This is a genomic window from Nocardioides sp. J9 (genome assembly GCF_007829375.1).
Lineage (GTDB): Bacteria > Actinomycetota > Actinomycetes > Propionibacteriales > Nocardioidaceae > Nocardioides.
The window spans coordinates 1-24382 of the sequence record NZ_VLJQ01000080.1 but is presented as its reverse complement, the minus strand read 5'-3'; the positions used below and the strand labels follow the sequence as shown (position 1 = coordinate 24382).

The window sequence follows — 24382 nt, the reverse complement described above, 5'->3', positions numbered from 1 at the left end:
ACCACCGGGCCCAGCCACACCGCCGGTGGTTGAGGTGCGAGGCGCCCCAGCGCCGAGCCTCGAAACCACCGGCCATGCTGCACCCAACTGTGCCCACCACAGCCCGCCACCAAGGCCCGGAGGTTTCGAGGCTCCTCGCTAGCGCTCGTCGCACCTCAACCACCGGGGCGGCCCACTCCACCACTGGGGCCCGGGTCGTTGCCGGGGTCACGGTCCTGGACGGCCTTGCGGCGCGACAGGTTCGGGAGGGCGTCGTACTCGCCGCGGATCAGGGCCTCGCGCTTCTTCCTGCTCCAGCCCTGGATCTGCTTCTCGAGGTGGAAGGCGTCGCTGATCCGGTCGTACCAGACGCTCCACACGAGCACGACCGGGCGTCGCGCCCGGTTGCAGGCGGCGCCGAGCTGGTCGTCGTGGTTGTGCTGCCAGACCCGGCCGTCGAGGTCCCAGGTGCTGCCGACGTAGTAGCTGCCGTCGTCGCAGCGCAGCATGTAGGTCCAGGGCATGGGTGTCCCTGCCGCTCGCACGGGCCCCTGAAACCCACGCTCCCGGCGCCTGTGGACAACCCGTCTCGACGGGCGCTCGCACCGCTGCACCCCGCGCACGTCTGGGATCGCGGCCAGCGGGCACCGGGAGTTCATGTACATCGGACTGGGCATCATCCTTCTCGTCGCCGGGCTGATCTTCGCCCTCGACGTGATCACTGCAGACATCCCCAACGTCGACGAGGGGACGCTCGGCACGATCCTCATCATCGCCGGCGTGCTCGCCATCGTCCTGTCGCTGCTCTTCGCGCCGCCGTGGCGCCGTGACCGGGTCGTCCACGAGGACCGCCCGATCCGCTGACCGAGCAGCACGCCACACCACCTGGTCGCCGGGCCCCCGCAGCGGGGTCCGGCGACAATGGCGTCATGGGCACCGACGTCCTCGCCGGACGCTACGAGCTGCAGCGGCTGATCGGCCGCGGCGGCAACGGCGAAGTCTGGCAGGCATTGGACCGGTCCCTGGGCCGCGACGTCGCGGTCAAGGTCGTCGACGCCTCCGACGGTGACGCCCCGGCGACGCGCCGCTTCCAGCAGGAGGCCCGCGCGGCCGCCTCGCTCAACCACCCCCACGTCGTCGCCGTGTACGACGCCGGCACGGACGGGCAGCGGGCCTACCTCGTCATGGAGCTGCTCCCCGGACCCCCGCTCTCGGAGCTGGTCCGCCGCGAGGGGCCGCTGAGCCCGGAGCGGGCGGAGGACCTCACCGCGCAGGCCGCAGCCGGCCTCGAGGCGGTGCACGGCGTCGGTGTCGTGCACCGCGACGTCAAGCCCGGCAACCTCGTGCTCGACCGACACGGCCGGGTCAAGGTCGTCGACTTCGGCATCGCCCGGGTGGCCGAGTCGACCGCCACCCAGATCACCGCCACCGGGACGGTGGTCGGCAGCGCGCCATACCTCTCCCCCGAGCAGGCCCGCGGTGACACCGCGACGCCGGCCAGCGACCTCTACGCGCTCGGCTGCACCCTGATGACGCTGCTGACCGGGTCGCCGCCGTTCACCGCCGAGCACCCGGTGGCCGTGCTGCGCCAGCACCTCGACGACGCGCCGCCGCGGGTGCGGGACCGCCGCCCCGACGTCCCGCCCCGGCTCGACGCCATCGTCGACGACCTGCTGGCGAAGGACCCCGCCCGCCGCGCCGTCGGCTTCGCCGCGCTGCTGGGCCGCGACACCGGGCAGGTCGCGTCGACGGCCGTGCTCACCGCCGCCGGCCCGCAGGTCCCGGGCACCGCCGTCCTCCCGACCACCGGCACCGGTCGCCGGCTGGTCGTCCTGCTCGTCGCGCTCCTCGGCAACGNCCGGGCAGGTCGCGTCGACGGCCGTGCTCACCGCCGCCCGGCTGCCGGTCGCGCTCATCGCCGGCGCCGCGGCCCTCGCCGCCCTCGTGCTCCTGGTCGTCCTGCTCGTCGCGCTCCTCGGCAACGACGAGCCGACCGGCACCGCCGCCGACCCGGCCAGCCCGACCGCCACCACGGACCGGACGGACGGGACGGACGAAGCGACCGACCCAGCACCGACCACCCCGACGTCCCCCGAGCAGGAGCCGGCGCCGAGCGACCTGGCCGCCGCGGTCGCCGCCCTGGACGAGGTCGTCGACGACGAGGCCCGCTCCGGCGGCATCGACGAGAAGACCGCCGACGACCTGGCGAAGAAGGTCGAGGACCTGCGCGAGCTCGCGGGCGGCGACGAGCCCGCCGACAAGGTCGCCCGGGACGTCGACAAGGCACTCGACGACATGGTGAAGAAGCTGGACGAGGCCGCCGGCGACAGCGGGAGGAAGGGGCCCGGCAAGGACAAGGGCAAGGACAAGGGCAAGGGACCCGGCGACCGTGAGGTCAGCCCGGCCGCCGACGCCCGGATCCGCGCCGCGATCGACGACGTCCGCGCCGCCGTGTGACTCAGAAGCCGATCAGCTCCAGGTAGTAGTCCCCCAGCTCCCCCGCGCCCAGGATCGCCGTCCACGCGCCGAGGATCATGAACGGCCCGAACGGCACGGCGGTCTTGCGCCCGGCCTTCCCGCCGGCCATCAGCAGCACGCCGGCCACGGCGCCGAGCAGGAAGCCCATGAACGCGCCGACGAGGAAGGTCCCCCACGTCAGGTAGGCGGTCATCGCCCCGACGACCCCGGCCAGCTTGACGTCGCCGAACCCCATCCCGCCCGGCGCGGCGAACCACACCACGAAGAAGAACACGAAGAGGATCGCCCCGCCGATCAGCGCCCGCAGCAGCGCGTCGCCGTCCCAGCCGAGGAGCAGCAGCGCGGCCAGGACCGGGTACGACGGCAGCACGATCACGTCCGGCAGCCGCTTGTGGTCGAGGTCGATGAGCGCGAGCGCGATCCCGATGCCCGCGAACGCGAGGTACGCCGGCAGCAGCCGCAGCCCCTGCTCGTCGGCCCCGAGCCGCAGCGCCACCAGCGCGAACGCCACGCCCGTGCCCAGCTCGACCAGCGGGTACCTCGCACTGATCGGCTCCCCGCAGTCGAAGCACCTCCCCCGCAGCACCAGCCACCCGAGCACCGGCACGTTGTGCCGGTTCCGGATCTCGTGCCCGCACCGCGGGCACGCCGACGGCGGGTGCACGACGGACTCCCCCGCCGGCACCCGGTGCGCGACGACGTTGAGGAACGACCCGATGGCCAACCCGAGGACGAACGCGAACGCCGGGACGGCGAGGTCGAGGAACTGTTGCTCAGTCAGCGGTTGTGGCTCCAGCTCAGGMTTCGGATCGATCGCTCGTTCTTGGTCGGACTACCGTCCGGGTCCCAGAGCTGCACGCGGGTGGTCAGGGCTGGCGTTCCCGAATCCGAGCAACTGCCGGAGTTGGGACAGACGAAGATCTCCAGCTGCACAACCGTGCTCTTGACGCCGAAGCCCGGGGAGTTGTCGGGAATCTCGATGACCGGCTCGGTCTGCGAGGAGTTTCCGTTCCAGAAACCCATGTCCAAGCGGTTGGCAATGAGCCCGAACCTCATGATCTCGGTGTTGAAGTTTCCGACGAGCAGTCGCACGTCGGCGAGCGGGACGTAGGTCGTGCCCTGGAAATAGATCTGGTTCTTCGCGTTGCCCTGCTTCATGTCGATGAGCCAGCACGTGCCGTTCCCCACGCACGTCCCCACCTCGCCCCGAAGGACCGGTACGTAGTACGTCAGGTCAAGACTGATGGCGTCGAGGTGCGCAGTCCCGGCGTTGCGCATTCCGGCGACGTAGTCGACCGTCGCGCCGGAGTAGCCAAACTCGCGCACCTGCTTCTGCAGGTCCGTGAGCGAGGCCCCCGTGATCGCCAGACCCGCCGCGCCACCGTCCGTGGAGTTGGCGGTGTGGGTCGGCAGGTTGACCTGCGTCGTGTAGGTCGAAGCGCCGTTGACCTTGATCGCGACCCGGGCCGAAGGATTGTTGGCCGAGTCCGCGTGGGTGACCCGCAGGGTCGCCGAGGTGACGATGGCTCCCGGTGGCACCGGGGTAGTCGGCGTGAACCCCCCGAGCGAGAGCGTCGTCGTCTGCGCACCCGAGCCCGTGTTGTTCCAGGTCGCAACCTTCGAGGCGTCGACGGGCTGTCCACCATCGGCAGCATTGACACGGCCGGCGGTGGCGTTGGTGAACCCGCCGGGCGACTCGATCGTGGTAGCAACGAGAGCATTGGCTGAGGCTGGAGCCGGCGTGCTTCCGGTCTTGAGCCCGTAGAAGACGATGGGCGGCCGGTCGGGGTGGTAGGTGCCGCAGAACTCGATCTCCGAGTTCTGGTCGACATACATTCGGCTGCTTCCGCCGAAGACGAACTGAACGCCCACAGCGTCAACGCTGTCGATCGGGTTCACGCAGGCGCCGGGGATCGTCGGACTGCTCGGCAGGTTTCCTCCACCCTCCGGGGTGCCGGCCACGATCTTCTTGTTGTTGATGGTCCAGACGTTGCCGCCGCTGCCGAAGAGGGAAGACGGGCAGACGTTCGCGCATGCGTCGTTGTGGAAGTCGAAGTAGTAGTTCCCTGGCTTGAACCAGAGAGTCCCGCAGAGGTTGGTAGCGGCGTTCAGCTCGCTTGCGCTGTCGTAGTACCCGGGAGAGAACACAGCGACGTCGTCAGTGCATCCCGTGGGCGGCTTCACCCAGGCCGGAACGGCGGCGATCTCCGGGTTGTAGTTCGGGTCGGGGATCGGCGGCCCCGAATTGCAGTTCTTCGGGGAAGCGACGACCTGGGCGCCGTTGCAGCTCCCCGTTGCTCGGATGCCGCCGGCGATCACATTGACCTTGCCCGTCACACTGCCGTTGGCATAGATACCACCCTTGACGACAAGACCAGGGTCCTTGCCCGTGACTTCAGCAACGTTGCCGCCCAGCGTGACGATCGCATAGCCCGGCTTGTTGCTGCTATTGATCGGAACGACAGGTCCCCGGTCACCGGTGTCGTACTCAGGTGTGCACCTCACGTACGCGCTCGTGTCTGCGAGGTCGCTGGACTTCGACGCCGGGTAGATGTCAGCCAGGAGGATTCCGTCAATCGGCTCGTCCGCCGCGTCCCACCCGAAGCAGCCTTCGTACGGGAGGGTCTCGTCGCTCTTGATGCGACCATTCGTGTAGACCCAGTTCTCGAGTTCAACAGGTCCGGGAGAGTAGCCCGTACGCAGCGCGTTGATGGCGACGTTGGCTGCCCCATCGGCCGCATAGGTCTGCCCTGCGACTTGGCGAAGCTGGACGCTCGCGCGAAGTGACCCTTCCCCACGCGTCAGCAGGGCTCCGACCACCACCGCGATCACCGTCGTGATCAGCAAGGCGATGATCAGTACCGTTCCGGAGTCGCCGAGGGTTCTCCGGCGAAGCCGGTAGGCGCGCAGCCAGTTGCCTGCCGTCATGACTGTCTCCGTTCGCCGGTCAGCGTCGCCGTGTAGTGGCCGCTGTGTCGTTCGCTGGTGTCGAAGGCCGTAAGCTTCATGGTGATGATCCGAGGCGCGGGGTCACCCGGCGCGCACGCACCGCCGTCGCACAGCACTTCTGGAAGGGCCTTGAGGTTGTTGGCAACGCGCACCACAGATGGCGAGCTGCCACATCGAGCTCGGACCAGCTCGAAGCGGTCATCTCCGAGACTCTTGCCCGCATAGGTCACGCGGACGACGTTCGCTGGCACCGCCGGGTCCGGCGACTGGTACTCGCCCCACCTGAGAGTGACGACGGGCGTGTATCCAAGTGGCACATTTCCGCACGGGACGGCATCAGCCCAGTCGGCGATGGGGTACAGCCCCGTGTCCGCCTCGGGCTCCGTGACCCGGGTTCCGATGCTGGCCACGTCTCGTTGCCAGTAGGCGGCGGCGAGCTGGACGTCGTGCGACTCAGTCAGCCGTGCCTGGGTCTCGGCCGTGTTCTTGAAGAACGCGATCACCACGCCAGAAAGTGCCGTCGTGATGATGCCGATGATCGCCACCGTGACGACCAGCTCCATCAAGGTGAAGCCGGCGTCTCCCCGACTGCTGCGCGCACGCGCCTCCGTTGGTTCGTTCATCACGGCGTGCACGCGTCACCTCCACAGGGTCGCTGCAGGATGAGATCGAGGGTCTCGACCGCGCGACTGTCCGGGCTGCTCACCTCGAGCTTGATGCGGACAGCGGTGTTCGGGCCGCAGGATCCTCCGTTCCCGTCGTAGGCGGTCAGAGGCGTGGTCTGCGTGTGGAGGCCCTGGTAGCCAGGAGGCCAGTCAGGTGGCGGGGCCGGCAGGTCCTCAACGTCGTAGGTGTGCGGCGCCGCGCACGCCACCCACGCAGCCGGAGTCTCGGTCAGGTGCTTCTGGAGCGCCTCGGCATAGCTGCGTGCGTAAGCACCGCCGGTCGTCTGCTTGCGGTGGATGTCCGAGGCAGTGACGCCCATCTGGAAACCGGCGAGGACGGCCACGGCCGCGATGCCGAGGATGACGATGGCGACCAGTGTCTCGACCAGGGTGACCCCTTGGTCATCGAGGCGCCGTCGACGTGGCTCCATCAGACGTCCACCTGGTTGAAGATGCCGTACATCGCCGACACCAAGGCGATGGCGACGAACCCGACGATGCCGCCCATGACGATGATGACGATCGGCTCGAACAGCGAGGTGAGCTTGGCGATCTTGTAGTCCAGCTCGTCCTCGTAGTACTCCGCGGTCACCTCGAGCTGGGTGTCCATCGAGCCGGTCTCCTCGCCGACGCGCAGCATCGAGGTCGCGGTGCCCGGGAAGAGCTCCGTCCGGGCCAGCGGCCCCGCGAGACCCTGGCCCTCCAGCATCTGCTCGGTCACCCCGTTGAGCCGCTTGATGAAGACCCGGTTGCGCAGGGAGTCGGTGGCCACGCGAATCGCCTCGGGCAGGTTGACGCCGGCGCTGACCATGGACGCCATCACGCGGCAGAAGCGCTCGACGAGCGCGTACTGGATGGCCTCCCCCAGCACTGGGACCTTCAGCAGGAAGGCGTGCCAGGCGTACTTGCCTCGCTCGAAACGCTGCGAGATGACGAACAGCAGCGCCCATGTCGCGAAGCCGGCCGCCAGCGCCCACCACCAGTTGCCCAGGAAGTCGGTGAACCCGAGTAGCATTCGAGTCGGGAGAGGGAGCTCTGCGCCCAGGTCGTTGAAGAACACCTCGAACTTCGGCAGCACGTAGATGGCCAGCACGAGGACCGTGACGACCGACATGCCGGCCACCGCCATCGGATACATCATGGCCGACTTGATCTTGCGCCGCGCCTCGAGGTCGCGCTCGAGGTAGACCGCAAGGCGGGACAGCACGGTGTCGAGCTCACCGGTCAGCTCGGCCGAGCGCACGATGCCGCGGTAGAACTCTGGGAACACCTTGGGGTAGCGCTCGAGGGTGTCGGAGAAACGTTCACCGGTGCGCAGGCCGTCCTCGATGTCGTGCATCATCCGGCGCACCGAGGAGTTCTCGCTCTCCTCGCCGATCGAGTGCACCGCGTCCAGGATCGGCAGGCCGGCCCGGAGGAAGGCGGCGATCTGCCGGGAGAGGTGCATGACGTGCTCGCGCTTGATCCGCGGGCCGGAGATCTCGTACTGCAGGATGCTCTTCTTCTCGTGCACCCGAAGGTCGCGCAGCTCCCGCTCGTAGAGGGCGACCTCCGCGTCACCGCGGCTGGCAGCCTTGGTGGTCCCCTTGACGCTCTGGCCGCTGAGGTCGACACCGACGTAGGCGAACTTGGGCATCTCAGACTCCTGCCACGTAGATGGAACGCATGACCTCGGCAGCCGTGGTCGTGCCCTGGCTGACCAGCTGGGCGGCCTGCTCCTGCAGGGTGCGCATGCCCTGGCTGCGGGCGAGCTTGCGCATCTGGTCGTGCGGCGCGCGGTCGACGATCAGCTCCCGCACCTCGTCGGTGACCACGAGCATCTCGTAGACCCCGATCCGCTCGAGGTAGCCGGTGTGCGCGCAGAAGTGGCAACCCGTGCCGTGCCTGAACCCGCCGGCCGGCTCCTCGCCGCCGAACTGGCGGAGGAAGGCGAGCTCGTCCGGCGTCGGCTGGTAGGGCTCGAGGCAGGACGTGCAGCTGCGCCGCACCAGGCGCTGCGCAACCACTGCGGTGACGGACGAGGCGATGAGGAAGGCCTCGATGCCCATGTCGAGCAGGCGGTAGAGCGCGGAGACGGCCTCGGTCGCGTGCAGCGACGACAGCACGAAGTGGCCCGTCAGCGCCGACTGGACCGCGATCCGCGCGGTGTCGACGTCACGGATCTCGCCGACCAGGATCACGTCCGGGTCCTGGCGGAGGATGGACTTGAGCCCGCCGGCGAAGGTGATGCCGGCTGCCTCGTTGATCTGGATCTGGTTGATCGAGTCGAAGGTGTATTCCACCGGGTCCTCGATCGTCATCAGGTTCTTCTCGGGACTGTTGAGCTCGCCGAGCGAGGCGTAGAGCGTCGTGGTCTTGCCACCGCCGGTCGGGCCGGCGCAGATCACCATGCCGAACGGGTTGTGGATCAGCTGGGAGTAGCGCTCGGCCGTGTCCGCAGGCATGCCGAGCTGCTCGAGCTTGAAGAGCGGGCGGCTCTTGTCGAGCACCCGCATCACGACCTTCTCCCCGCCCACGACGGCGGTGGTCGAGACCCGGATGTCGACCTCACGGCCGTCGACCTCCATCGAGATCTGGCCGTCCTGCGGCCGGCGCCGCTCGACGATGTTCATCCCGCCGAGGATTTTCACGCGCGACACGATCGCCGGGCCGATCGAGGCCGGCAGGTCGAGCACCTCGGTGAGTGCACCGTCGATGCGGTAGCGCACCCGCACCCGCTCCCCCGTCGGCTCGACGTGGATGTCGGAGGCGCGGTCGCGCAGGGCCTGGGTGATGATCGACTGCACCACCCGGACCACGGGTGCGTTCTCGTTGACGCTGACGTCGTCGAGCTCGGAGGCGTCCTTGCGCAGGGCGTCCTTCGCCTCGAAGGCCTGGATCTGTCCGCTGACCTCCCGGGTCGCGCGGTAGGACGTGGCCAGGCCCCGCTCCAGGTCGCGGGCGGTCACCACAGCCGCCCGGACCGGCCGCTCGAGGACGGCCGCGACCGCGGACACCCGCTCTGGCGCCGGGTCCAGCACGGCGACCGTCACCGCCTCGTCGTCGACTGCGACCGGAAGCACCTGCAGGGTCGTCGCCTGCTCGCGAGTGAGCAGAGCAACCGCATCCTCCGAGGGAGTCAGCGTGCGGAAGTCGGCGAGCGGCACGCCGTGGTGCTCGGCGAGAGTCCGCGCCAGCGCGTCGTCGCTGACCGCGCCGGACGAGATCAGCTTCTGCGCCAGCGGGCCGTCCTGCTCCCGCACCGCGTCCAGCTGGTAGGGCTGGACCAGACCGGCCTTCACCAGGATCCGGCCGAGCTGCTCATCGTCCTCGTCTGTCCGCGGCGCGGCGGCCGGAGCCTCGGTCCTGGCGTGACGTCCCTTGAGCCTCATTCCGAGTCCCAGTCCTCAGCGTCCGTTGTAGGCCGCGGTGGTGTACCGCGGGCGGGCCTCGATGTCCTTGGGATAGAGGCTGCGTGCGACGGCCTCCTCCTCGCTGACGACGCCCTCCTGGATCAGCCGGGAGAGCGACTGCTCGAGGGTGATCATCCCGTCCTGGGCGCCGGTGACCAGCGAGTTGCGCAGCTGGTGGGTCTTGCCCTCCTTGATCAGGTTGCGCACCGCAGGCGTGGCGACGAGCACCTCGTAGGCCGCGGTCATCCCGCCGCCGATCATCGGGACGAGCCGCTGGTAGACCACGCAGCTGAGCGCGGCGGCGAGCTGGACTCGGATCTGGGCCTGCTGCTCGGCCGGGAAGACGTCGATCATCCGGCCCAAGGATTGCGCGGTGTCGTTGGTGTGCAGCGTCGCGAAGACGAGGTGGCCGGTCTCGGCGACGGTGAGGGCGAACTGGATGGACTCCAGGTCGCGCATCTCGCCGACCAGCAGCACGTCGGGGTCCTCGCGGAGCACGGAGCGCAGCGCGTCGTTGAAGGTGGCCGTGTCGGTGCCGACCTCGCGCTGGTTGACGGCCGCCATCTTGTGGTCGTGGACGTACTCGATCGGGTCCTCGACGGTGATGATGTGGCAGCCGCGGTTGGTGTTGATCAGGTCGATGAGCGAGGCCAGGGTGGTCGACTTGCCGGACCCGGTCGGCCCGGTCATCAGGATCAGGCCCTGGTGGCGCATCGAGAGGTCACGCAGAGCCGGCGGCAGGCCGAGCTCGTCGACCGTCGGCACCGAGCGCGGGATCATCCGCAGCGCGACGGCGGTCAGCCCGCGCTGGGTGAACGCGTTGCCGCGGATCCGGGCGTGCTCGCGCCAGGAGAAGGAGAAGTCGTACTCGTGCCGGGTGTCCCACGCGGCGGCCTGCTCGGGGGTGAGCACCTCGGCGAGCAGTGAGTTGGTGTCGTCGACGCCGAGCGGCGCCTGGCCGGGGACGGGGCGCAGGGTGCCGTCGACCCGGATCATCGGCGGGAGGCCGACGGTGAGCATGAGGTCTGTGCCCCGCACCTCCCACAGCGCGGCGAGCAGCTGGTCGATGCGGTCACCGATGCGGTGGAGGTGGTGGTACACGATGGCCCCTCTGGAAGTGGAACAGCACTAATCGTCAGGCAGCCGTGAAGGGCCGCCGCCTAGGCGACGGCCCCTCATAGCTCGCATGGGAGATTCAGCTCGCCGTCACTCGCCGCAGTTCGCCGTCACCGGCGTGACAGCACCGGTGGTGTTGTCGTAGGCGACGCGCTGCTTCTCGTCGACCGTGTTCGCGCTCGGGTCCGACTTCAGGTAGTCGTCCACGAGAGTCGCGAGGTCGGCCGGGTTGGAGCCTTCCTTGGCGTAGTAGGCCTCGACGGCGACCTCAGCGGTCTTGACGTTCGACTTGCAAGCGGAGACGTCACCCCGGTCCGTAATGCCACGGACGGAGAAGACGACGACCGCGGCCAGGATGCCGAGGATGACGATGACGATCAGGAGCTCGATGAGCGTGAAGCCGCGGTCCCCGCGGCGGGCCGCCTGGAGGCGGTCGATGGTTCGGCGCATGCCAGTACCCCTTCAAGGGAGAGAGTTCAACAGGAGAGAGGTTGGGGCCCCGAGGCCACGACGACGATCAAACGCCGCCCTGCGCCGAGCCGTCTGGCAGTTCCGGATTTCTTTACTTTTCTTCCACGATGAACCCGGATATGGTGCGCCCTTGCACTATCGGATCCGATGGTTCGGCTGCGGTGAGAACCTTCCTTCACCCATACTTCCGCGCCGCCCGTCCCCGCAGACCACACCCGGGACCAAGGTCCCGCAGATCCCGTCTCGGCGGGGGTTTGACCGCCGGAACGCCCCCATCTACGGGCTTCCGGCACGTCGTTACCGGATCTGATCAGCCGGTCGGCGCAGGGCGCGGTCGACGACCGCCGGCAGGTGCCGGATCGTCAGCGCGGCCAGCCGGCTGTCGCGGCCCGGGACGACCAGGAAGCCGCGCCGCCGGCGCAAGGCGGCCACCAGCGCGTCGGCGACCTGCTCCGGCGTCAAGGTCCGCACGCTCTCCTCGGCGGCGAGCACCTCGGCCGGCTTGTGGCGGTTCTCCTCCTCGAAGCCGGGCGTGAGCGTGTTGGGCGGGCAGAGCACGAGCACGCGCACGCCGTACGGCCTCGCCTCGCGGCGCAGCGCCTCGGAGAACCCGACGACCCCGGCCTTGGTGGCGCTGTAGACGGTGTAGCCGAAGAGGCCGGTGAGTCCGGCTATCGAGGAGGTGGTCACGATCGTCCCGCCGCCGGCGGCGCGCAGGTGCGGCAGCACCGCCCGTGCGACGTGGATCGTGCCGAGCAGGTTCGTCGCCACCATGCCGGTGACGTCCGCGGCCGGCAGCTCGTCCAGCCAGCCGGGCCGGGCGTAGCCGGCGGTGGTGACGACCAGGTCGGGCACGCCGACCTCCCCGACCAGCGCGTCGACGACCTGCCCGACGGCGTCGGCGTCGGTGACGTCGACCCGCCGGGCGCGCGCGCCGGCGCCCAGCCGGGCCAGGGCGGCGTCCAGCCTGTCCTGCGAGCGCGACAGCACGACGACCTCGGTGCCGTCGGCGGCGAGGCGCTCGGCGACGGCGAGCCCGATGCCCTCCGAGCCACCGAAGACGAACGCCCGCCGGTGCGCCACTGCCCTGGTCCTACCCGTCGGCTCCGTGGGACGACAGCCTGCCGGTGACGCGGCCGATCAGCCGGGTCCGGCCCGGAGCGACCCGCGAGGCGAGGTCGATGACCCGGGCGTCCGGGCCGACGACCGCGCGCGGCTGGTCCTTCGCGATCGCCTTGACGATCCGCCGCGCCACGAACGACGGCGGCGGCATCAGCACCGCCAGCGGTCCCTGGGACACCTTCGCGACCCGGGCGCCGTCCGCGCCGCGGGCGCCGGCGGCGATGCCGGTGCGGTGGGTGCCGGGGAAGACGACGGAGACGCCCACCGACGTGCCGGCCAGCTCGCCGCGCAGCGCCTCGGAGAACGCCTTCACCGCACCCTTGGTCAGTGCGTAGGTCGCCGTGTGCGGCAGGCCCATCAGCCCGGCCATGCTGGAGACGTTGACGATGTGCGCCTCGTCCTGCTGCTTCAGCACCGGCAGGAACGCCCGGCACCCGTGCACGACGCCCCACACGTTGACGTCGACCAGCAGCCGCATGTCCTCCAGCCGCTCCTCGGCGAAGGCGCCCACCGAGGTGATGCCGGCGTTGTTGACGAGGACGTGGACGACGTCGTGGTGCTCGCGCACCTCGTCGGGCAGCTCGGCCATCCGCTCCGCGTCGGACACGTCCGCGAGGTGTGTCGTCGCGCGTCGCCCCTCCGCCTCGACCAGCCGCGCGGTCTCCTCCAGCCCGTCCGGCCTGAGGTCCACCAGCGCCAGGTCGCACCCCCGCCGCGCCAGCCGCTGCGCCGTCACCCGGCCGATGCCACTGCCCGCGCCGGTGATGACCGCGACGCGTCCTTCGAGTCTCTGCACTAGAACAGGTTATCGTTTCGGGTTGCAGGAATCCCCGCCTGGCCGGGGATTCCCGCGGTTGTTGACGTTTGCAACGGCCAACAACCGCGAGAAAACGTCATCAGGCCCGACTCAGGTCTGGCCGACGTGCTCCTCGAAGACCAGCACGGTCTGGGTGGCGATCACCTCGGGCAGCGACTGGATCCGCTCCAGCACCAGCTCACGCAGGTGGTCGGCGTCGCGGGCGCGGACGAGGATCACGCAGTCGAAGTCGCCGGTGACCAACGCGACGTGCGCCGCCTCCTCGAGCTGCCACACCTTCTTGCGGAAGGACTTCCAGGAGTTCTGCTTGGTCCGGACGTGGACGTACGCCGACAGGCCGAGCCCCAGCGCGACCGGGTCGACGTCGATCGTGAACGACCGGATCACCTTGGTGTCGACCATCCGCTTGACCCGTGCGTACGCGTTGGCGCGGCTGATCCCGACCTGCGCGGCGACGTCGCGGATCGACGTCCGGGAGTCGGCGCGCAAGACGTCCAGAATCGCGGTGTCGACGGCGTCCATGCGAGACATGTTGCCACGGCGGGCCGGGCGGGCGCGACCATTCATCTCGGCACACTGGCGATCTCGTGGCCCGCGTCACACACTGCAGCCATGTTCGAGGAAGCTCAGTACTTCGCGCCCGTCACCACCGACGAGGACGGCTCGCTCAAGGTCCACCTCGGGGCCGACCACCCGGGCTTCGCCGACCCGGCCTACCGCGCCCGTCGCGACGCGCTCGCGACCCTCGCCAACAACTGGAAGCCGGGCACGCCCCCGCCGTACGCCCCCTACACCGACGACGAGCACCAGGTGTGGCGCGTGGTGAGCGAGGCGCTGGTGACCAAGCACCGCAAGTACGCCTGCCGCGAGTTCCTCGACGGCAAGGAGTCGCTCGGCCTGCCCATCGACCACATCCCGCAGCTCTCCGAGGTCACCGAGTGGCTCAAGCCNCCAGCCCGCCGCCGGCCTGGTGCCGCTGCGCGAGTTCTACGGCACCCTCGCCGACAAGGCGTTCTGGTCGACGCAGTACGTCCGCCACCACTCGGTGCCGCTCTACACCCCCGAGCCCGACGTGCTGCACGAGGTCGTCGGCCACGGCAACACCCTCGCCAACCCGCGCTTCACCGCGCTCTACGAGCTCGCCGGCCAGGCCTCGCGGCGCGTGCAGAGCACGGACGCGCTGGAGTTCGTCAGCAAGGTCTTCTGGTTCACCCTCGAGTTCGGCGTGCTGTGGGAGGCCGGGGAGCTCAAGGCGTACGGCGCCGGCATCCTGTCCTCCCCCGGCGAGATCGAGGCCTTCCGCGGGATGAACATCCGCCCCCTCGACATCGGCGAGATGGGCAGCCAGATCTACGACATCACCGACTACCAGGACGTGCTCTACGTCGCGGAGTCGTTCGCGCAGATCGAGGACGTCGTCGGCTCCTTCTGGGCCGACTGCACCGACGACTCGATCGCCGAGCTCCAGGCCCGCCACCCGGCCCACACCTGAGGCCACACCTGAGGACACGCCCGGCGGCCACACCCGGTCGGGGCTCCCGGCCCCGGGCCGGCACGCCCGCATCCCACCCGGGCGCGCCGGTCCGTCACGGCGCGGTCGTGCCTGACGAACCCGGCCCGCAGCAAGCGGCCCCACCGCAGGTCCGTCGGGCACGAACGCCGCCACCACCCGCTCGTCCCGGCTGGCGGTTCGAGCGGATCCGTGACTGCTGCTACCGGGCTGATTCCCTCCCCGCTGCCGCGCCGGCCCGGTCCCCGGCGCACCGTCCAGTAGACGTCCGGCGCCCGGCGACGGCAAGGTCCGGCGGTGTCCTCGGATCCGCTGACCCACTGCCCCGCTGACTCGCTGTCCCGCTGACCCGCGGCTCAGTGGCGGCGGGCGGCCCACGCGACGAGCTCGCGCGCCGGGCCCTCCGGCGGGGTCGGCCCGCCCTTCCACACCGCGTGCAGGCGGCGGGTGAGGTCGAGGCCGGTCACCGTGACCTGGACCAGGCGGCCGGTCGCCAGGTCGTCGCGCACGGCGTGGGCGCCGACCGCCGCCGGACCAGCTCCCGCCGCCACGGCCGCCCGGACCGACGCGGTGCTGGACAGCTCGAGGACGGGCGCGGCCATCGGCAGGTCGGCCAGCGCCCGCTCGAGGACGGTGCGGGTGCCGGACCCGACCTCCCGCACCACCAGCGGGGTCGCGGCGAGCGTCGTGGCGCTGACCCGCCGGCGCGAGCGCTGCGCCCACGGGTGGGTCGGCCCGACCACGACGAGCAGCTCGTCGGTGCCCACGAGGCGGTGGCGCAGGCCGCGCGGCGCGTCGGGCCCCTCGACGAAGCCGAGGGTCACGTCACCGGCACCCACCATCTCCACCACGCGGGCGGTGTTGGTGGCGGTCATCGTGATCTCGGTCGGCTGCTGGCCGCGCTTGACCTGCTCGGTGCGCAGGCCGACCAGCCACCCGGGCAGCATGTGCTCGGCGATCGTGAGGCTCGCAGCGATGTCGAGGTGGCCGCGGCGGTCGGCGCGCAACGCGGAGATGCCGGCGTCCAGCTCCTGCGCGGCGTCGAGCACCCGGTCGGCCCACTGCACGACCAGCTCACCGGTCGGGGTGAGCTCGGAGCCGCGCTTGCTGCGGGTCACCAGCGGCTCGCCGACGAGCGCCTCCATCGTCCGCACCCGCGACGACGCGGCCTGCTGGGTGATGCCGAGCTCGGCCGCCGCCGCACCCAGGCTCCGGGTCCGGGAGACGACGACGAGCAGCTCCAGCGCCCGGAGCTCCGGGACGTGCGGCCCCAACATGGTCACAAGCCTACCTTGTGAGCACCCAACCACGACCTCGTTCCACCGCGCGGCGCGGCCCCGCAGACTCGGTGACATGACTCTTCGCGTTGCGATCGTGGGCGGTGGCCCGGCCGGCATCTACGCCGCGGACATCCTCACCAGGTCCGAGACCCCGGTCTCGGTCGACATCATCGAGCGGCTCCCCGCCCCCTTCGGCCTGGTGCGCTACGGCGTCGCGCCCGACCACCCACGGATCAAGGAGATCATCAAGGCGCTCCAGCGGGTGCTCGCCAAGCCGGAGGTCCGCTTCCTCGGCAACGTGGAGTACGGCGTCGACGTGAAGCTCGAGGACCTGCGCGAGTTCTACGACGCGGTGGTGGTGGCGACCGGCGCCATGGCCGACCGCGACCTGGGCATCCCGGGCGAGGAGGCGTCGTACGGCGCCGCCGACTTCGTCAGCTGGTACGACGCCCACCCCGACGTGCCGCAGGACTGGCCGCTGGACGCGAGCAGCGTCGCGGTGATCGGCGTCGGCAACGTCGCCCTCGACGTCGCGCGGGTGCTCGCCAAGACCGGCGACGAGATGCTCGTGACCGACATCCCCGCGCACGTCCACGCGGGCCTCAAGGCCAAGACGATCACCGACGTGCACGTCTTCGCGCGCCGCGGCCCGGCGTACGCGAAGTTCTCCCCGCTCGAGCTGCGCGAGCTCAACCACTCACCCAACGTCGAGGTCGTCGTGCACCCCGAGGGCTTCGACGTGGACGCGCACGGCATGGAGCACATCGCGCAGCACAAGTCGCAGAAGATGGTGCTCAACACGCTGACCAGCTGGGTCGGCGCGGACCCGGTCGGCAAGCCGCACCGCATCCACCTGCACTTCGCCGAGGCGCCCGTCGAGATCGTCACCGACGCCGACGGCAAGGTCACCACGCTGCGCACCGAGCGCACCCATTCGCCGAACGCCGACGGCAACGTCGAGGGCACCGGCGAGGTGACCGACTGGGACGTGCAGCAGGTCTACCGCGCGATCGGCTACCGCAGCAGCGCGCTGCCGGGCCTGCCCTTCGACGAGCGCGCCGCGGTCATCCCCAACGACGGCGGCCGGGTGCTCGACCTGGACGGCCAGCCGATCCCTGGCACCTACGTCACCGGCTGGATCAAGCGCGGCCCGGTCGGCCTCATCGGGCACACCAAGTCCGACGCCGCCGAGACCGTCGGCCACCTGCTCGCCGAGACCACGCCCACCGCGACCGCGCGGCGCCCCGAGGATGTCGACGCCTACCTCGCCGGGCGCGACGTCGAGGTCGCCACCCACACCTCGTGGGAGCTGCTCGACGCGCACGAGGTCGCCCTGGGCGAGGCCGAGGGCCGCGCGCGGGTCAAGGTCGCGACGCGCGAGGAGATGCTGGCCGCCGGCCGCGGCTGACTGCTCGCCCTGCCCGCCCGGTGGGGGTGGCTCGTAGGTTGGTGCCGTGACACGCACCGGTGCCGTCCTGCGGATCCCCCGACTGAGCAAGCGGATGAACGAGGGCCTCGAGGCGTCGTACGACGTCCTCGACCTGCCCGACGAGGGCCGCGACGCCTTCCTCGCCGAGCACGCGGACCGGGTCGTCGCGATCGCGTGCACCGGCAACGGCCTGGTCGACGCCGACCTCGTCGCGGCGCTGCCGCGGCTGCAGGTCGTCGTCAACCACGGGGTCGGCTACGAGAACGTCGACGTCGACGCCTGCCTCGCGCACGGGGTGCTGGTCAGCCACACGCCGGGGGTGCTCGACGACGCCGTCGCGGAGACCACGCTCGGGCTGCTCATCGCGACCCGGCGCCGGTTCGTCGAGGCGGACTCCTTCGTGCGTGCGGGGCGCTGGTCGCAGGAGGGCTTCCCGCTGACCGGCCAGGTCGCCGGCAGCCGCGTCGGCATCCTCGGCCTGGGCCGGATCGGGCGCCGCTTCGCCGCGCTCGTGGACGCGATGGGCTGCGAGGTGGCCTACCACAACCGCCGCGAGGTGCCCGGCGTCCCGTACCGCTACGCCGCCTCCGCCACCGAGCTCGCCGCCGGTGTCGACAACCTCGTGGTGATCGTGCCCGGCGGCGCCTCGACCGCCGCCCTGGTCGACCGCGAGGTGCTCGACGCCCTCGGCCCCGACGGCGTGCTGGTCAACGTCGCCCGCGGCTCCGTCGTCGACGAGCCAGCCCTGGTCGCAGCGCTGCAGGACGGCCGCCTCGGGGCCGCCGGCCTCGACGTCTTCGCCACCGAGCCGCACGTCCCCGAGGAGCTGCGCGCCGTCGCCAACGTCGTCCTGCTCCCCCACGTCGCCTCCGCCACCGTCCCCACCCGCAACGCCATGGCCGACCTCACCCTCGACAACCTCGCCCTGTGGTGGAGCACCGGCCGCCTCCGCACCCCCGTCCCCGAGATGGCCGACGAGGTGTGACGCTCTCGACCGCGAGGTGTGAGGGTTCGCACCGCGAGGTGCGAAGGTTTGCGGCACGAGGTGTGAGGCGTGGCCACCCGGGCCCGAGATTTTACGGAGCCTTTGGCAAGACCCGGGGACAGGACTGCCGTCGTCCGACTTAATACGGACCTGAAGCAACCGCGTCTCGGGAACGACGCTGGAGGTACACATGCCTGGTCCTGCTCCCGAGCGTCGCGGCCACGAGCCCGGCGCGGGCGGTCAAGCAGTGAGGCCTCAGGTGGCGGCCCGCCGTGCCGACGGGAGGAGGATGCGCCGCTTCCTCCCCGCCCTCCTCGCCCTCGCCGTGCTGCTCGGGCTCGCCGCGCAGCCGGCGGGCGCCGACCCGCTCAACCCGTCGAACCCGCTGCGGGACGGACGCTCCTGGCCGCACTCGACGATCGCGACCAAGGCGAACCCGGAGCTGCTGAACTACCTCGGCGAGCGTGACGCCACCCGCAAGAGGCGGCTGGGCTGGATCGCGCTGACGCCTCGGGTGCGCTGGTTCGCGAACTGCAAGGCGTGCAACGTCAGCGACGCGCGGAGGATCGTGTCGTCGTACATCGCCGACGTGCAGCGCCACGACCCGGACGCCGTCGCGCAGCTGGCGATCTTCGGGCTCTGGCCCGACGGCGAGGTCGTGCGCGGCAAGCGGCCGAAGATGTCGTGGTCGATGACCCGCTACCAGTCGTGGATCCGCAAGATCGCGGCCGGCATCGGCGACGCGCGCGTCGTGATCGTGCTCGAGCCCGACCTCGCGATCTCCGCCAACCACGGCGCCGACGGCCGCACCATGCCCGACCCGTCGCCGCGGCTGCGCAAGAAGATGACGGCGTGGGCGGCGAAGTACCTCTCCACCACGCTGCGCAACGAGACCATCTACATCGACGCCGGCTCCGCCGACTGGTTGTACGTCGACGAGGCGGTCAAGCTGCTCAAGGGCAGCGGCATCAAGCACGTCCGCGGCTTCGCGCTCGGCGCCACGCACTACGACTCCGTCGCCGACAACGTCGCCTTCGCCGCGAAGCTCTCGAAGGCCCTGGCCCGCGCCGGCTACCGCGGCAAGCGCGCGATCATCGACACCGCCGACAACGGCACGCCGTTCACCTGGCAGCAGTGGAACAAGCGCTGGGGGCCGCGCTACCGCGCCACCGGCAACGAGTTCTACCAGTTCGACAACACCCCGACCTGCCGCTCGCGCACTGAGAAGGTCTGCCAGACCATCGGCCACCGGCCGACCAGCAACCCGCTCGGCCCGGAGGCCGCGAAGCTCGGCCTCGGCAAGGGCAAGCCGAAGCTGCGCCGCGAGGCCCGCACGTACGTCGACGGCTACCTCTGGTTCGGCCGTGGCTGGCGCTGGATGCAGCAGGGCGGCAACGACAGCAAGACCAAGGGCCGCATGCTGCGGATGGCGACGTACACCCGCTTCAACAAGTAGACCTCCCCGGCGCCCATCACATCCGATGGGCGCCAGGGAGGGATCAGACGACGCAGGCTGGGGTACCGCGACGACCGCGCCGGGCTCCGGTTCGGCGCACCGGGGCGCGGAGGGCGCCCGAGGGAGAAGACTTTGCGGCCCGCTCCGACGGCTGGGGGGCGGTGCGGAGCGGGCCGCAATGTCGTCACTGCCCGCATGTCGTCGCCGCCGCCGCTGGTTGAGGTGCGAGGCGCCCCAGCGCCGACCCTCGAAACCAGTGGCCCCGCTGCGCCCCACTGTGCCCACCACAGCCCGCCAGGAAGGCCCGGAGGTTTCGAGGCTCCTCGCTGGCGCTCGTCGCACCTCAACCACCGGAAGCACGCAGCGCCGACCGACCGCCGCTGGTTGAGGTGCGAGGCGCCCCAGCGCCGAGCCTCGAAACCAGTGGCCCTGCTGCTCCGGAGCTGCGGGGTTCGATTCCCCGCCGCCGTACGGCGCACCTCGCGCAGCCACAACCCACACCTCGCGCAGCCACAACCCACACCTCGCGGTGGTGGGGCAGGGGTCAGCCCATGTGGGGGTAGCGGTGGTCGGTGGGGGGGACCAGGGTCTCCTTGATCGAGCGCGGGGAGGTCCAGCGCAGCAGGTTGAGGGCGGAGCCGGCCTTGTCGTTGGTGCCGGAGGCGCGGCCGCCGCCGAAGGGCTGCTGACCGACGACGGCGCCGGTGGGCTTGTCGTTGACGTAGAAGTTGCCCGCGGCGAAGCGCAGCTGGTTGCTGGCCCAGTCGATGGCGCGGCGGTCGGTGGCGAGCACCGAGCCGGTCAGGGCGTACGGCGCCGCCGACTCCGCCTGCGTCACGACCTCCTCGAACGCGCCGGACCGGCTGTCGTCGTACACGTGGACGACGAGGATCGGGCCGAAGTACTCCGTCGAGAACATCTCGTCGGCCGGGTCCTCGGCGACGACGATCGTCGGGCGGACGAAGTACCCGACCGAGTCGTCGACGGKGCCGCCGGCGACGACCTGCAGGCCGGGCGCCTCGTGGGCGCGCTGAATCGCCGCCTCGTGCTTGGCGAACGCGCGGGCGTCGATGACCGCGCCGGTGAAGTTCGAGAAGTCCGTCGGGTCGCCGACGGCGAGCGCGTCGGTCTCCGACACCAGGTCGTCACCCATCCGCGACCACAGCGACGCCGGCACGTAGGCGCGGGAGGCGGCGGAGCATTTCTGCCCGCTGTACTCGAACGCGCCGCGGATCAGCGCCGTTCGCAGCACGTCGGGGTCGGCCGACGGGTGCGCGATGACGAAGTCCTTGCCGCCGGTCTCCCCCACCAGCCGCGGATAGGTGCGGTACGACGTCAGGTTGGTGCCGACGGCCTGCCACAGCTTCTGGAAGGTGGCGGTCGAGCCGGTGAAGTGGATGCCGGCCAGGTCGGGGTGCGCGAGCGCGACCTCGGAGACCGGGAGCCCGTCGCCGGGGAGCATGTTGATCACGCCCGGCGGCAGGCCGGCCTCCTCGAGCAGCTCCATCGTCAGCGAGGCGGCGAGCTGCTGGGTGGGCGACGGCTTCCAGAGGACGGTGTTGCCCATCAGCGCCGGCGCGGTCGGCAGGTTGCCGGCGATCGCGGTGAAGTTGAACGGGGTGATCGCGTAGACGAAGCCCTCGAGCGGGCGGTGGTCGGTGCGGTTCCAGATGCCCGGGCTGTTGGCGATCGGCTGCTCGGCGAGCACCTGCCGCGCGAAGTGGACGTTGTAGCGCCAGAAGTCGATCAGCTCGCAGGCGGCGTCGATCTCGGCCTGGAACGCGGTCTTCGACTGCCCCAGCACGGTCGCGGCGTTGAGCCGCTGGCGCCACGGGCCGGCGAGCAGCTCAGCTGCGCGCAGGATCACCGCCGCGCGCTCGTCGAAGGGCAGGTCGCGCCAGCCCGGGGCGGCCTCGCGGGCCGCGTCGATGGCCGCCTTGGCGTCGTCGGTGGTGCTGTTGCGCATCACCCCGAGCACCTTCGCGTGCGCGTGCGGCTGCACGACCTGGATCTCGTCGCCCCCGCCGGTGACGCGCTCGCCGCCGATGTGGGCGTCGAGCTGGTGGGTGGTCGAGGAGAGCCGCTCGATCTCGGCGGCCAGCGCCTCGCGCTCGGCGCTGCCGGGCGCGTAGGTGAGGTTGGGCTCGTTGACGGGAGCCGGCGGGGCGGTGATGGCGTCCATGTCAGTCCTTCCGTTCGACTCGTTCGGTTCAGCTGTCTGGGGGTTCAGCGGTGCATGAGGGCGCGCAGGAAGAAGCCGACGTTGGCGGGCCGCTCGGCGAGGCGGCGCATGAAGTAGCCGTACCAGTCGGTGCCGTAGGGCAGGTAGACCCGCATCCGGTGGCCGGCGTCGACCATCCGCTGCTCCAGGTCGGGGCGCACGCCGAAGAGCATCTGCGCCTCCCAGCGGTCCTCGCCGCGGCCGGTGGCGCGCGCCTGCGCGACGGCGCGGTCGAGCATCGCCGGGTCGTGCGTGGCGATCATCGGGTAGCAGTCGGAGGCCATCAGCGCGTCGACCGCGGCCTCGTAGGCCCGGTCCACGTCGGCCTTGCGCTGCAGCGCGACGGACTCCGGCTCGCGGTAGGCGCCCTTGACCAGGCGGATGCGGGCGCCGGTGCCCTCGAGGGCCGCGATGTCGCCGGGGGTACGACGCAGGTTGGTCTGCAGCACGTTGCCGATCCACGGGTACGGCTGGCGCAGGTCGGCGCCGATCTCCAGCGTGGAGTCGACCGTGGTGTGGTCCTCCATGTCGAGGGTGACGGTGCAGCCGACGGCACCGGCGGCGTCGCAGATCTCGGCGGCGTGCTCGGTGGCGGCCGTCGTACCGTCGGGGAGGGCCTGGCCGAGGGCGGACAGCTTGAGGGACACGTCGCTGCCCTCGGCGACACCGGCGTCGGCGAGGGCGCGGAGCAGGTCGAGGTAGGCGTCGCGGGTGGCCCGGGCGCCGGCGATGTCGAGCACGTCCTCGCCCAGCACGTCGATGGTGACGCTGCGGCCCGTGGCGACCAGCTCCCGGGTCGCGGCGATGGCGTCGGCGGTGGTCTCGCCCGGCACGAACCGGTCGACGACCTTGCGCGTGAGCGGGAACGACTCCACCGCGCGGCGGGCCTTCGTGCTGCGCGATGCGCGGTTGAGCGTCTGGCTGAGCATGCTTCCACGCTACGAGTGACCCGGGCCACGGCAAACAGACATCCGTAACGGCTTGTGGCCGTAGATGTGCGACATTTGCACAGTGACGACGCTGGACGACCTCGCCGAGCAGATGGCGCGCCTGACCGACGCCCCGTGCACGCTCGAGGACGCGGAGTTCCGGCTGATCGCCTTCTCCGACCACCGCGCCGACGACGTCGTCGACACCGTGCGCCAGCGCTCGATCCTGCAGCGCCACGCGACCGACGACGTGCGGGCGTGGTTCCGCGGCCAGGGCATCGAGGAGGCCGAGGGACCGCTGCGGACGCCGGGCGACGCCGGGCTCGGCATCGTGGCGCGGCTGTGCGTGCCGGCGCGGCACCTGGGCCGGGTGCAGGGGTACTTCTGGCTGCTCGACCCCGACGAGCGGATCGACCCGGCCACCTGGCCCGAGGCCGCACGGATCGCCGAGTCGGCTGCCCACCTGCTGTCGGTCGCCGAGCGGCGCCAGGCCCGGCGCGACGCACTCTTCCGCGAGCTCGTCGAGGGCGGACGCCTCGCGGCGCGGGAGTCCGCCGCCGACCTCGCCGACGCCGCCGGCCTCGACCTGCACGAGCCGCTGGCGTGCGTGCTCGTCGACCGCCCCGAGCTCGCCGACCAGGTCGCCAGCCGGCCGGCCCGCCCCGGCGTGGTCTGGGCGCGCACCGGCGACGTCGTCGCCGCGGTCGTCCGCGCCCGGCTGGTGGAGGGGGTCTCCGGGACCGACGAGCTGCTGACGGCGCTGGGCATCGGGCGACGGCTCGACCACCTCGACTCCGTCACGCGCGCGGCCGTCGGGCCCGTCGTACCCGACATCGACAGCCTCGCCACCACCTTCCGCGGCGCCCGCACCGGCCTGCGCGTCGCGCGCACCCGCCCGCCCGGCAGCGTCGTCACCTGGGCCTCCCTCGGCCCGCTCGCCCTGCTCGGCGTCGCCCGCGACGACGACCTCGCCGCCGCCGTCGTCGAACCCGCCGTCGCCCGCTTCCTCGCCACCGCCAGCCCCGACGTCCTCGCCACGCTGCGGGTCTGGCTGGACGAGGCCGGCAGCGCGTCACGTACGGCGGACCGCCTCGCCGTGCACCGCCAGACCGTCTACCACCGGCTCGCCCAGGTGCAACAGGCCACCGGCTGCGACCTCGCGCGCGGCCAGGACCGCCTGCGCCTCCACCTCGCCGTCGAGCTCGCCCCGTTCCTGACCTGAGCCGACTGCGACCGCCACAGCCCGGCGCGACGGGCCAAGCTCCCGGTGGTTGAGGTGCGACGAGCGCCAGCGAGGAGCCTCGCTGTGCCCTCTGCGCGAGCGCGTCGCCTGTCGTGCTCGCCGCACGGACCTCGCTGKCGCTCGGCCCGCGGGCGTCGCACGACGCGCCTTCGGCGCGGGCGCCGCGCTGCCGCGCGCGCAGTTGCCTCCAGCAGATGGCTGGGTCCGCCTGGCGGCAAGCCGGACGTAGGTGGGTCCGAGCGTTGCTCCCGTTGGTTGAGGTGCGACGAGCGCCAGCGAGGAGCCTCGAAACCACCGGGCCTGCGGGGCGGACTGTGCCCACCACAGCCCGGCGCGCAGG

Annotated in this window: 21 protein-coding genes and 2 pseudogenes; 8 read left to right on the top strand and 15 right to left on the bottom strand. The window is 71.2% G+C overall.

The window, feature by feature from the left end; all coding sequences use genetic code 11:
* Positions 1 to 155 precede the first annotated feature (155 nt).
* Positions 156 to 503 carry a GIY-YIG nuclease family protein gene (locus tag L615_RS13495; RefSeq protein ID WP_145725387.1) on the bottom strand — a complete coding sequence of 116 codons (348 nt, stop codon included), beginning with the start codon at positions 501 to 503 and terminating at the stop codon, positions 156 to 158.
* A gap of 133 nt (positions 504 to 636) precedes the next feature.
* Here L615_RS13495 and L615_RS13490 point away from each other — a divergent pair, with 133 nt between their 5' ends.
* The 3 genes and pseudogenes from L615_RS13490 (at position 637) to L615_RS24245 (ending at position 2436) form a co-directional block, all read left to right on the top strand.
* Positions 637 to 843 (top strand): DUF6458 family protein, encoded by a 207-nt coding sequence (locus tag L615_RS13490; RefSeq protein WP_036519015.1) that lies wholly within the window; start codon positions 637 to 639, stop codon positions 841 to 843.
* Positions 844 to 908: 65 nt separating this feature from the next.
* A pseudogene (locus tag L615_RS24745) lies at positions 909 to 1667 on the top strand (serine/threonine-protein kinase); the annotation flags it as partial.
* Positions 1668 to 1860: 193 nt separating this feature from the next.
* Positions 1861 to 2436, top strand: a complete 576-nt coding sequence (locus tag L615_RS24245) for a hypothetical protein (RefSeq protein WP_261376688.1) — start codon at positions 1861 to 1863, stop codon at positions 2434 to 2436.
* Position 2437: 1 nt separating this feature from the next.
* Here L615_RS24245 and L615_RS13480 read toward each other — a convergent pair whose 3' ends face one another.
* The 11 genes from L615_RS13480 to L615_RS13430 form a co-directional block, all read right to left on the bottom strand.
* Positions 2438 to 3181 (bottom strand): A24 family peptidase, encoded by a 744-nt coding sequence (locus tag L615_RS13480; protein ID WP_222430554.1) that lies wholly within the window; start codon positions 3179 to 3181, stop codon positions 2438 to 2440.
* Between the two features lie 53 nt (positions 3182 to 3234).
* Positions 3235 to 5385 (bottom strand): hypothetical protein, encoded by a 2151-nt coding sequence (locus tag L615_RS13475; RefSeq protein WP_145725384.1) that lies wholly within the window; start codon positions 5383 to 5385, stop codon positions 3235 to 3237.
* Positions 5382 to 6041 carry a type II secretion system protein J gene (locus L615_RS13470; RefSeq protein ID WP_036519013.1) on the bottom strand — a complete coding sequence of 220 codons (660 nt, stop codon included), beginning with the start codon at positions 6039 to 6041 and terminating at the stop codon, positions 5382 to 5384. The genes L615_RS13475 and L615_RS13470 overlap by 4 nt, the downstream gene beginning before the upstream one ends.
* Entirely contained in the window at positions 6029 to 6502 is a 474-nt protein-coding gene (locus L615_RS13465) for a prepilin-type N-terminal cleavage/methylation domain-containing protein (RefSeq protein ID WP_028656945.1), read from the bottom strand. The genes L615_RS13470 and L615_RS13465 overlap by 13 nt, the downstream gene beginning before the upstream one ends.
* Positions 6502 to 7707 carry a type II secretion system F family protein gene (locus L615_RS13460; RefSeq protein ID WP_145725383.1) on the bottom strand — a complete coding sequence of 402 codons (1206 nt, stop codon included), beginning with the start codon at positions 7705 to 7707 and terminating at the stop codon, positions 6502 to 6504. The genes L615_RS13465 and L615_RS13460 overlap by 1 nt, the downstream gene beginning before the upstream one ends.
* A gap of 1 nt (position 7708) precedes the next feature.
* Positions 7709 to 9442, bottom strand: coding sequence for a GspE/PulE family protein (locus L615_RS13455; RefSeq protein ID WP_145725382.1), 1734 nt, complete (start codon positions 9440 to 9442; stop codon positions 7709 to 7711).
* A 15-nt stretch (positions 9443 to 9457) separates the two neighbouring features.
* Positions 9458 to 10564: a type IV pilus twitching motility protein PilT gene (locus L615_RS13450; protein ID WP_261376687.1), complete on the bottom strand. Its 1107-nt coding sequence runs from the start codon at positions 10562 to 10564 to the stop codon at positions 9458 to 9460.
* Positions 10565 to 10669: 105 nt separating this feature from the next.
* Positions 10670 to 11029 (bottom strand): type II secretion system protein, encoded by a 360-nt coding sequence (locus tag L615_RS13445; protein ID WP_145725381.1) that lies wholly within the window; start codon positions 11027 to 11029, stop codon positions 10670 to 10672.
* A gap of 318 nt (positions 11030 to 11347) precedes the next feature.
* Positions 11348 to 12133: an SDR family oxidoreductase gene (locus tag L615_RS13440; protein ID WP_145725380.1), complete on the bottom strand. Its 786-nt coding sequence runs from the start codon at positions 12131 to 12133 to the stop codon at positions 11348 to 11350.
* 10 nt (positions 12134 to 12143) lie between these two features.
* Positions 12144 to 12968, bottom strand: a complete 825-nt coding sequence (locus tag L615_RS13435) for an SDR family oxidoreductase (protein ID WP_145725379.1) — start codon at positions 12966 to 12968, stop codon at positions 12144 to 12146.
* A 111-nt stretch (positions 12969 to 13079) separates the two neighbouring features.
* Positions 13080 to 13511 (bottom strand): Lrp/AsnC family transcriptional regulator, encoded by a 432-nt coding sequence (locus L615_RS13430; RefSeq protein WP_261376686.1) that lies wholly within the window; start codon positions 13509 to 13511, stop codon positions 13080 to 13082.
* A 90-nt stretch (positions 13512 to 13601) separates the two neighbouring features.
* Here L615_RS13430 and L615_RS13425 point away from each other — a divergent pair.
* Positions 13602 to 14481, top strand: a pseudogene (locus L615_RS13425) (phenylalanine 4-monooxygenase).
* 374 nt (positions 14482 to 14855) lie between these two features.
* Here L615_RS13425 and L615_RS13420 read toward each other — a convergent pair.
* Entirely contained in the window at positions 14856 to 15776 is a 921-nt protein-coding gene (locus L615_RS13420; protein ID WP_145725377.1) for a LysR family transcriptional regulator, read from the bottom strand.
* 76 nt (positions 15777 to 15852) lie between these two features.
* Between L615_RS13420 and L615_RS13415 the strand changes: the two genes are divergently transcribed.
* The 3 genes from L615_RS13415 to L615_RS13405 all read left to right on the top strand — a co-directional run bounded on the left by L615_RS13415 (position 15853) and on the right by L615_RS13405 (position 19649).
* On the top strand, positions 15853 to 17187 hold the full coding sequence (locus tag L615_RS13415; RefSeq protein ID WP_145725376.1) for an FAD-dependent oxidoreductase: 1335 nt from the start codon (positions 15853 to 15855) through the stop codon (positions 17185 to 17187).
* 46 nt (positions 17188 to 17233) lie between these two features.
* Positions 17234 to 18193, top strand: a complete 960-nt coding sequence (locus L615_RS13410) for a 2-hydroxyacid dehydrogenase (protein ID WP_222430552.1) — start codon at positions 17234 to 17236, stop codon at positions 18191 to 18193.
* A gap of 289 nt (positions 18194 to 18482) precedes the next feature.
* Positions 18483 to 19649 carry a glycoside hydrolase family 6 protein gene (locus L615_RS13405; RefSeq protein ID WP_186449862.1) on the top strand — a complete coding sequence of 389 codons (1167 nt, stop codon included), beginning with the start codon at positions 18483 to 18485 and terminating at the stop codon, positions 19647 to 19649.
* Positions 19650 to 20193: 544 nt separating this feature from the next.
* Here the strand turns inward: L615_RS13405 and pruA are convergent.
* Together pruA and L615_RS13395 are read right to left on the bottom strand one after the other, a co-directional pair.
* Positions 20194 to 21831 (bottom strand): L-glutamate gamma-semialdehyde dehydrogenase, encoded by a 1638-nt coding sequence (pruA, locus tag L615_RS13400; RefSeq protein ID WP_145725374.1) that lies wholly within the window; start codon positions 21829 to 21831, stop codon positions 20194 to 20196.
* Between the two features lie 44 nt (positions 21832 to 21875).
* Complete coding sequence (locus tag L615_RS13395) at positions 21876 to 22799, bottom strand: proline dehydrogenase family protein (protein WP_145725373.1); 924 nt, start codon at positions 22797 to 22799, stop codon at positions 21876 to 21878.
* Between the two features lie 82 nt (positions 22800 to 22881).
* Here L615_RS13395 and L615_RS13390 point away from each other — a divergent pair, with 82 nt between their 5' ends.
* Positions 22882 to 24021: a CdaR family transcriptional regulator gene (locus tag L615_RS13390; protein WP_186449861.1), complete on the top strand. Its 1140-nt coding sequence runs from the start codon at positions 22882 to 22884 to the stop codon at positions 24019 to 24021.
* The last annotated feature ends 361 nt before the right edge of the window (positions 24022 to 24382 follow it).

What these genes read in the sequence shown, in the direction of transcription:
- L615_RS13465 (WP_028656945.1), bottom strand. Translation starts at nt 6,502, where the DNA reads ATGGAGCCACGTCGACGGCGCCTCGATGACCAAGGGGTCACCCTGGTC.
- L615_RS13455 (WP_145725382.1), bottom strand. Translation starts at nt 9,442, where the DNA reads ATGAGGCTCAAGGGACGTCACGCCAGGACCGAGGCTCCGGCCGCCGCG.
- L615_RS13445 (WP_145725381.1), bottom strand. Translation starts at nt 11,029, where the DNA reads ATGCGCCGAACCATCGACCGCCTCCAGGCGGCCCGCCGCGGGGACCGC.
- L615_RS13460 (WP_145725383.1), bottom strand. Translation starts at nt 7,707, where the DNA reads ATGCCCAAGTTCGCCTACGTCGGTGTCGACCTCAGCGGCCAGAGCGTC.
- L615_RS13430 (WP_261376686.1), bottom strand. Translation starts at nt 13,511, where the DNA reads ATGGACGCCGTCGACACCGCGATTCTGGACGTCTTGCGCGCCGACTCC.
- L615_RS13490 (WP_036519015.1), top strand. Translation starts at nt 637, where the DNA reads ATGTACATCGGACTGGGCATCATCCTTCTCGTCGCCGGGCTGATCTTC.
- L615_RS13405 (WP_186449862.1), top strand. Translation starts at nt 18,483, where the DNA reads ATGCGCCGCTTCCTCCCCGCCCTCCTCGCCCTCGCCGTGCTGCTCGGG.
- L615_RS13495 (WP_145725387.1), bottom strand. Translation starts at nt 503, where the DNA reads ATGCCCTGGACCTACATGCTGCGCTGCGACGACGGCAGCTACTACGTC.
- L615_RS13420 (WP_145725377.1), bottom strand. Translation starts at nt 15,776, where the DNA reads ATGTTGGGGCCGCACGTCCCGGAGCTCCGGGCGCTGGAGCTGCTCGTC.
- L615_RS13415 (WP_145725376.1), top strand. Translation starts at nt 15,853, where the DNA reads ATGACTCTTCGCGTTGCGATCGTGGGCGGTGGCCCGGCCGGCATCTAC.
- L615_RS13395 (WP_145725373.1), bottom strand. Translation starts at nt 22,799, where the DNA reads ATGCTCAGCCAGACGCTCAACCGCGCATCGCGCAGCACGAAGGCCCGC.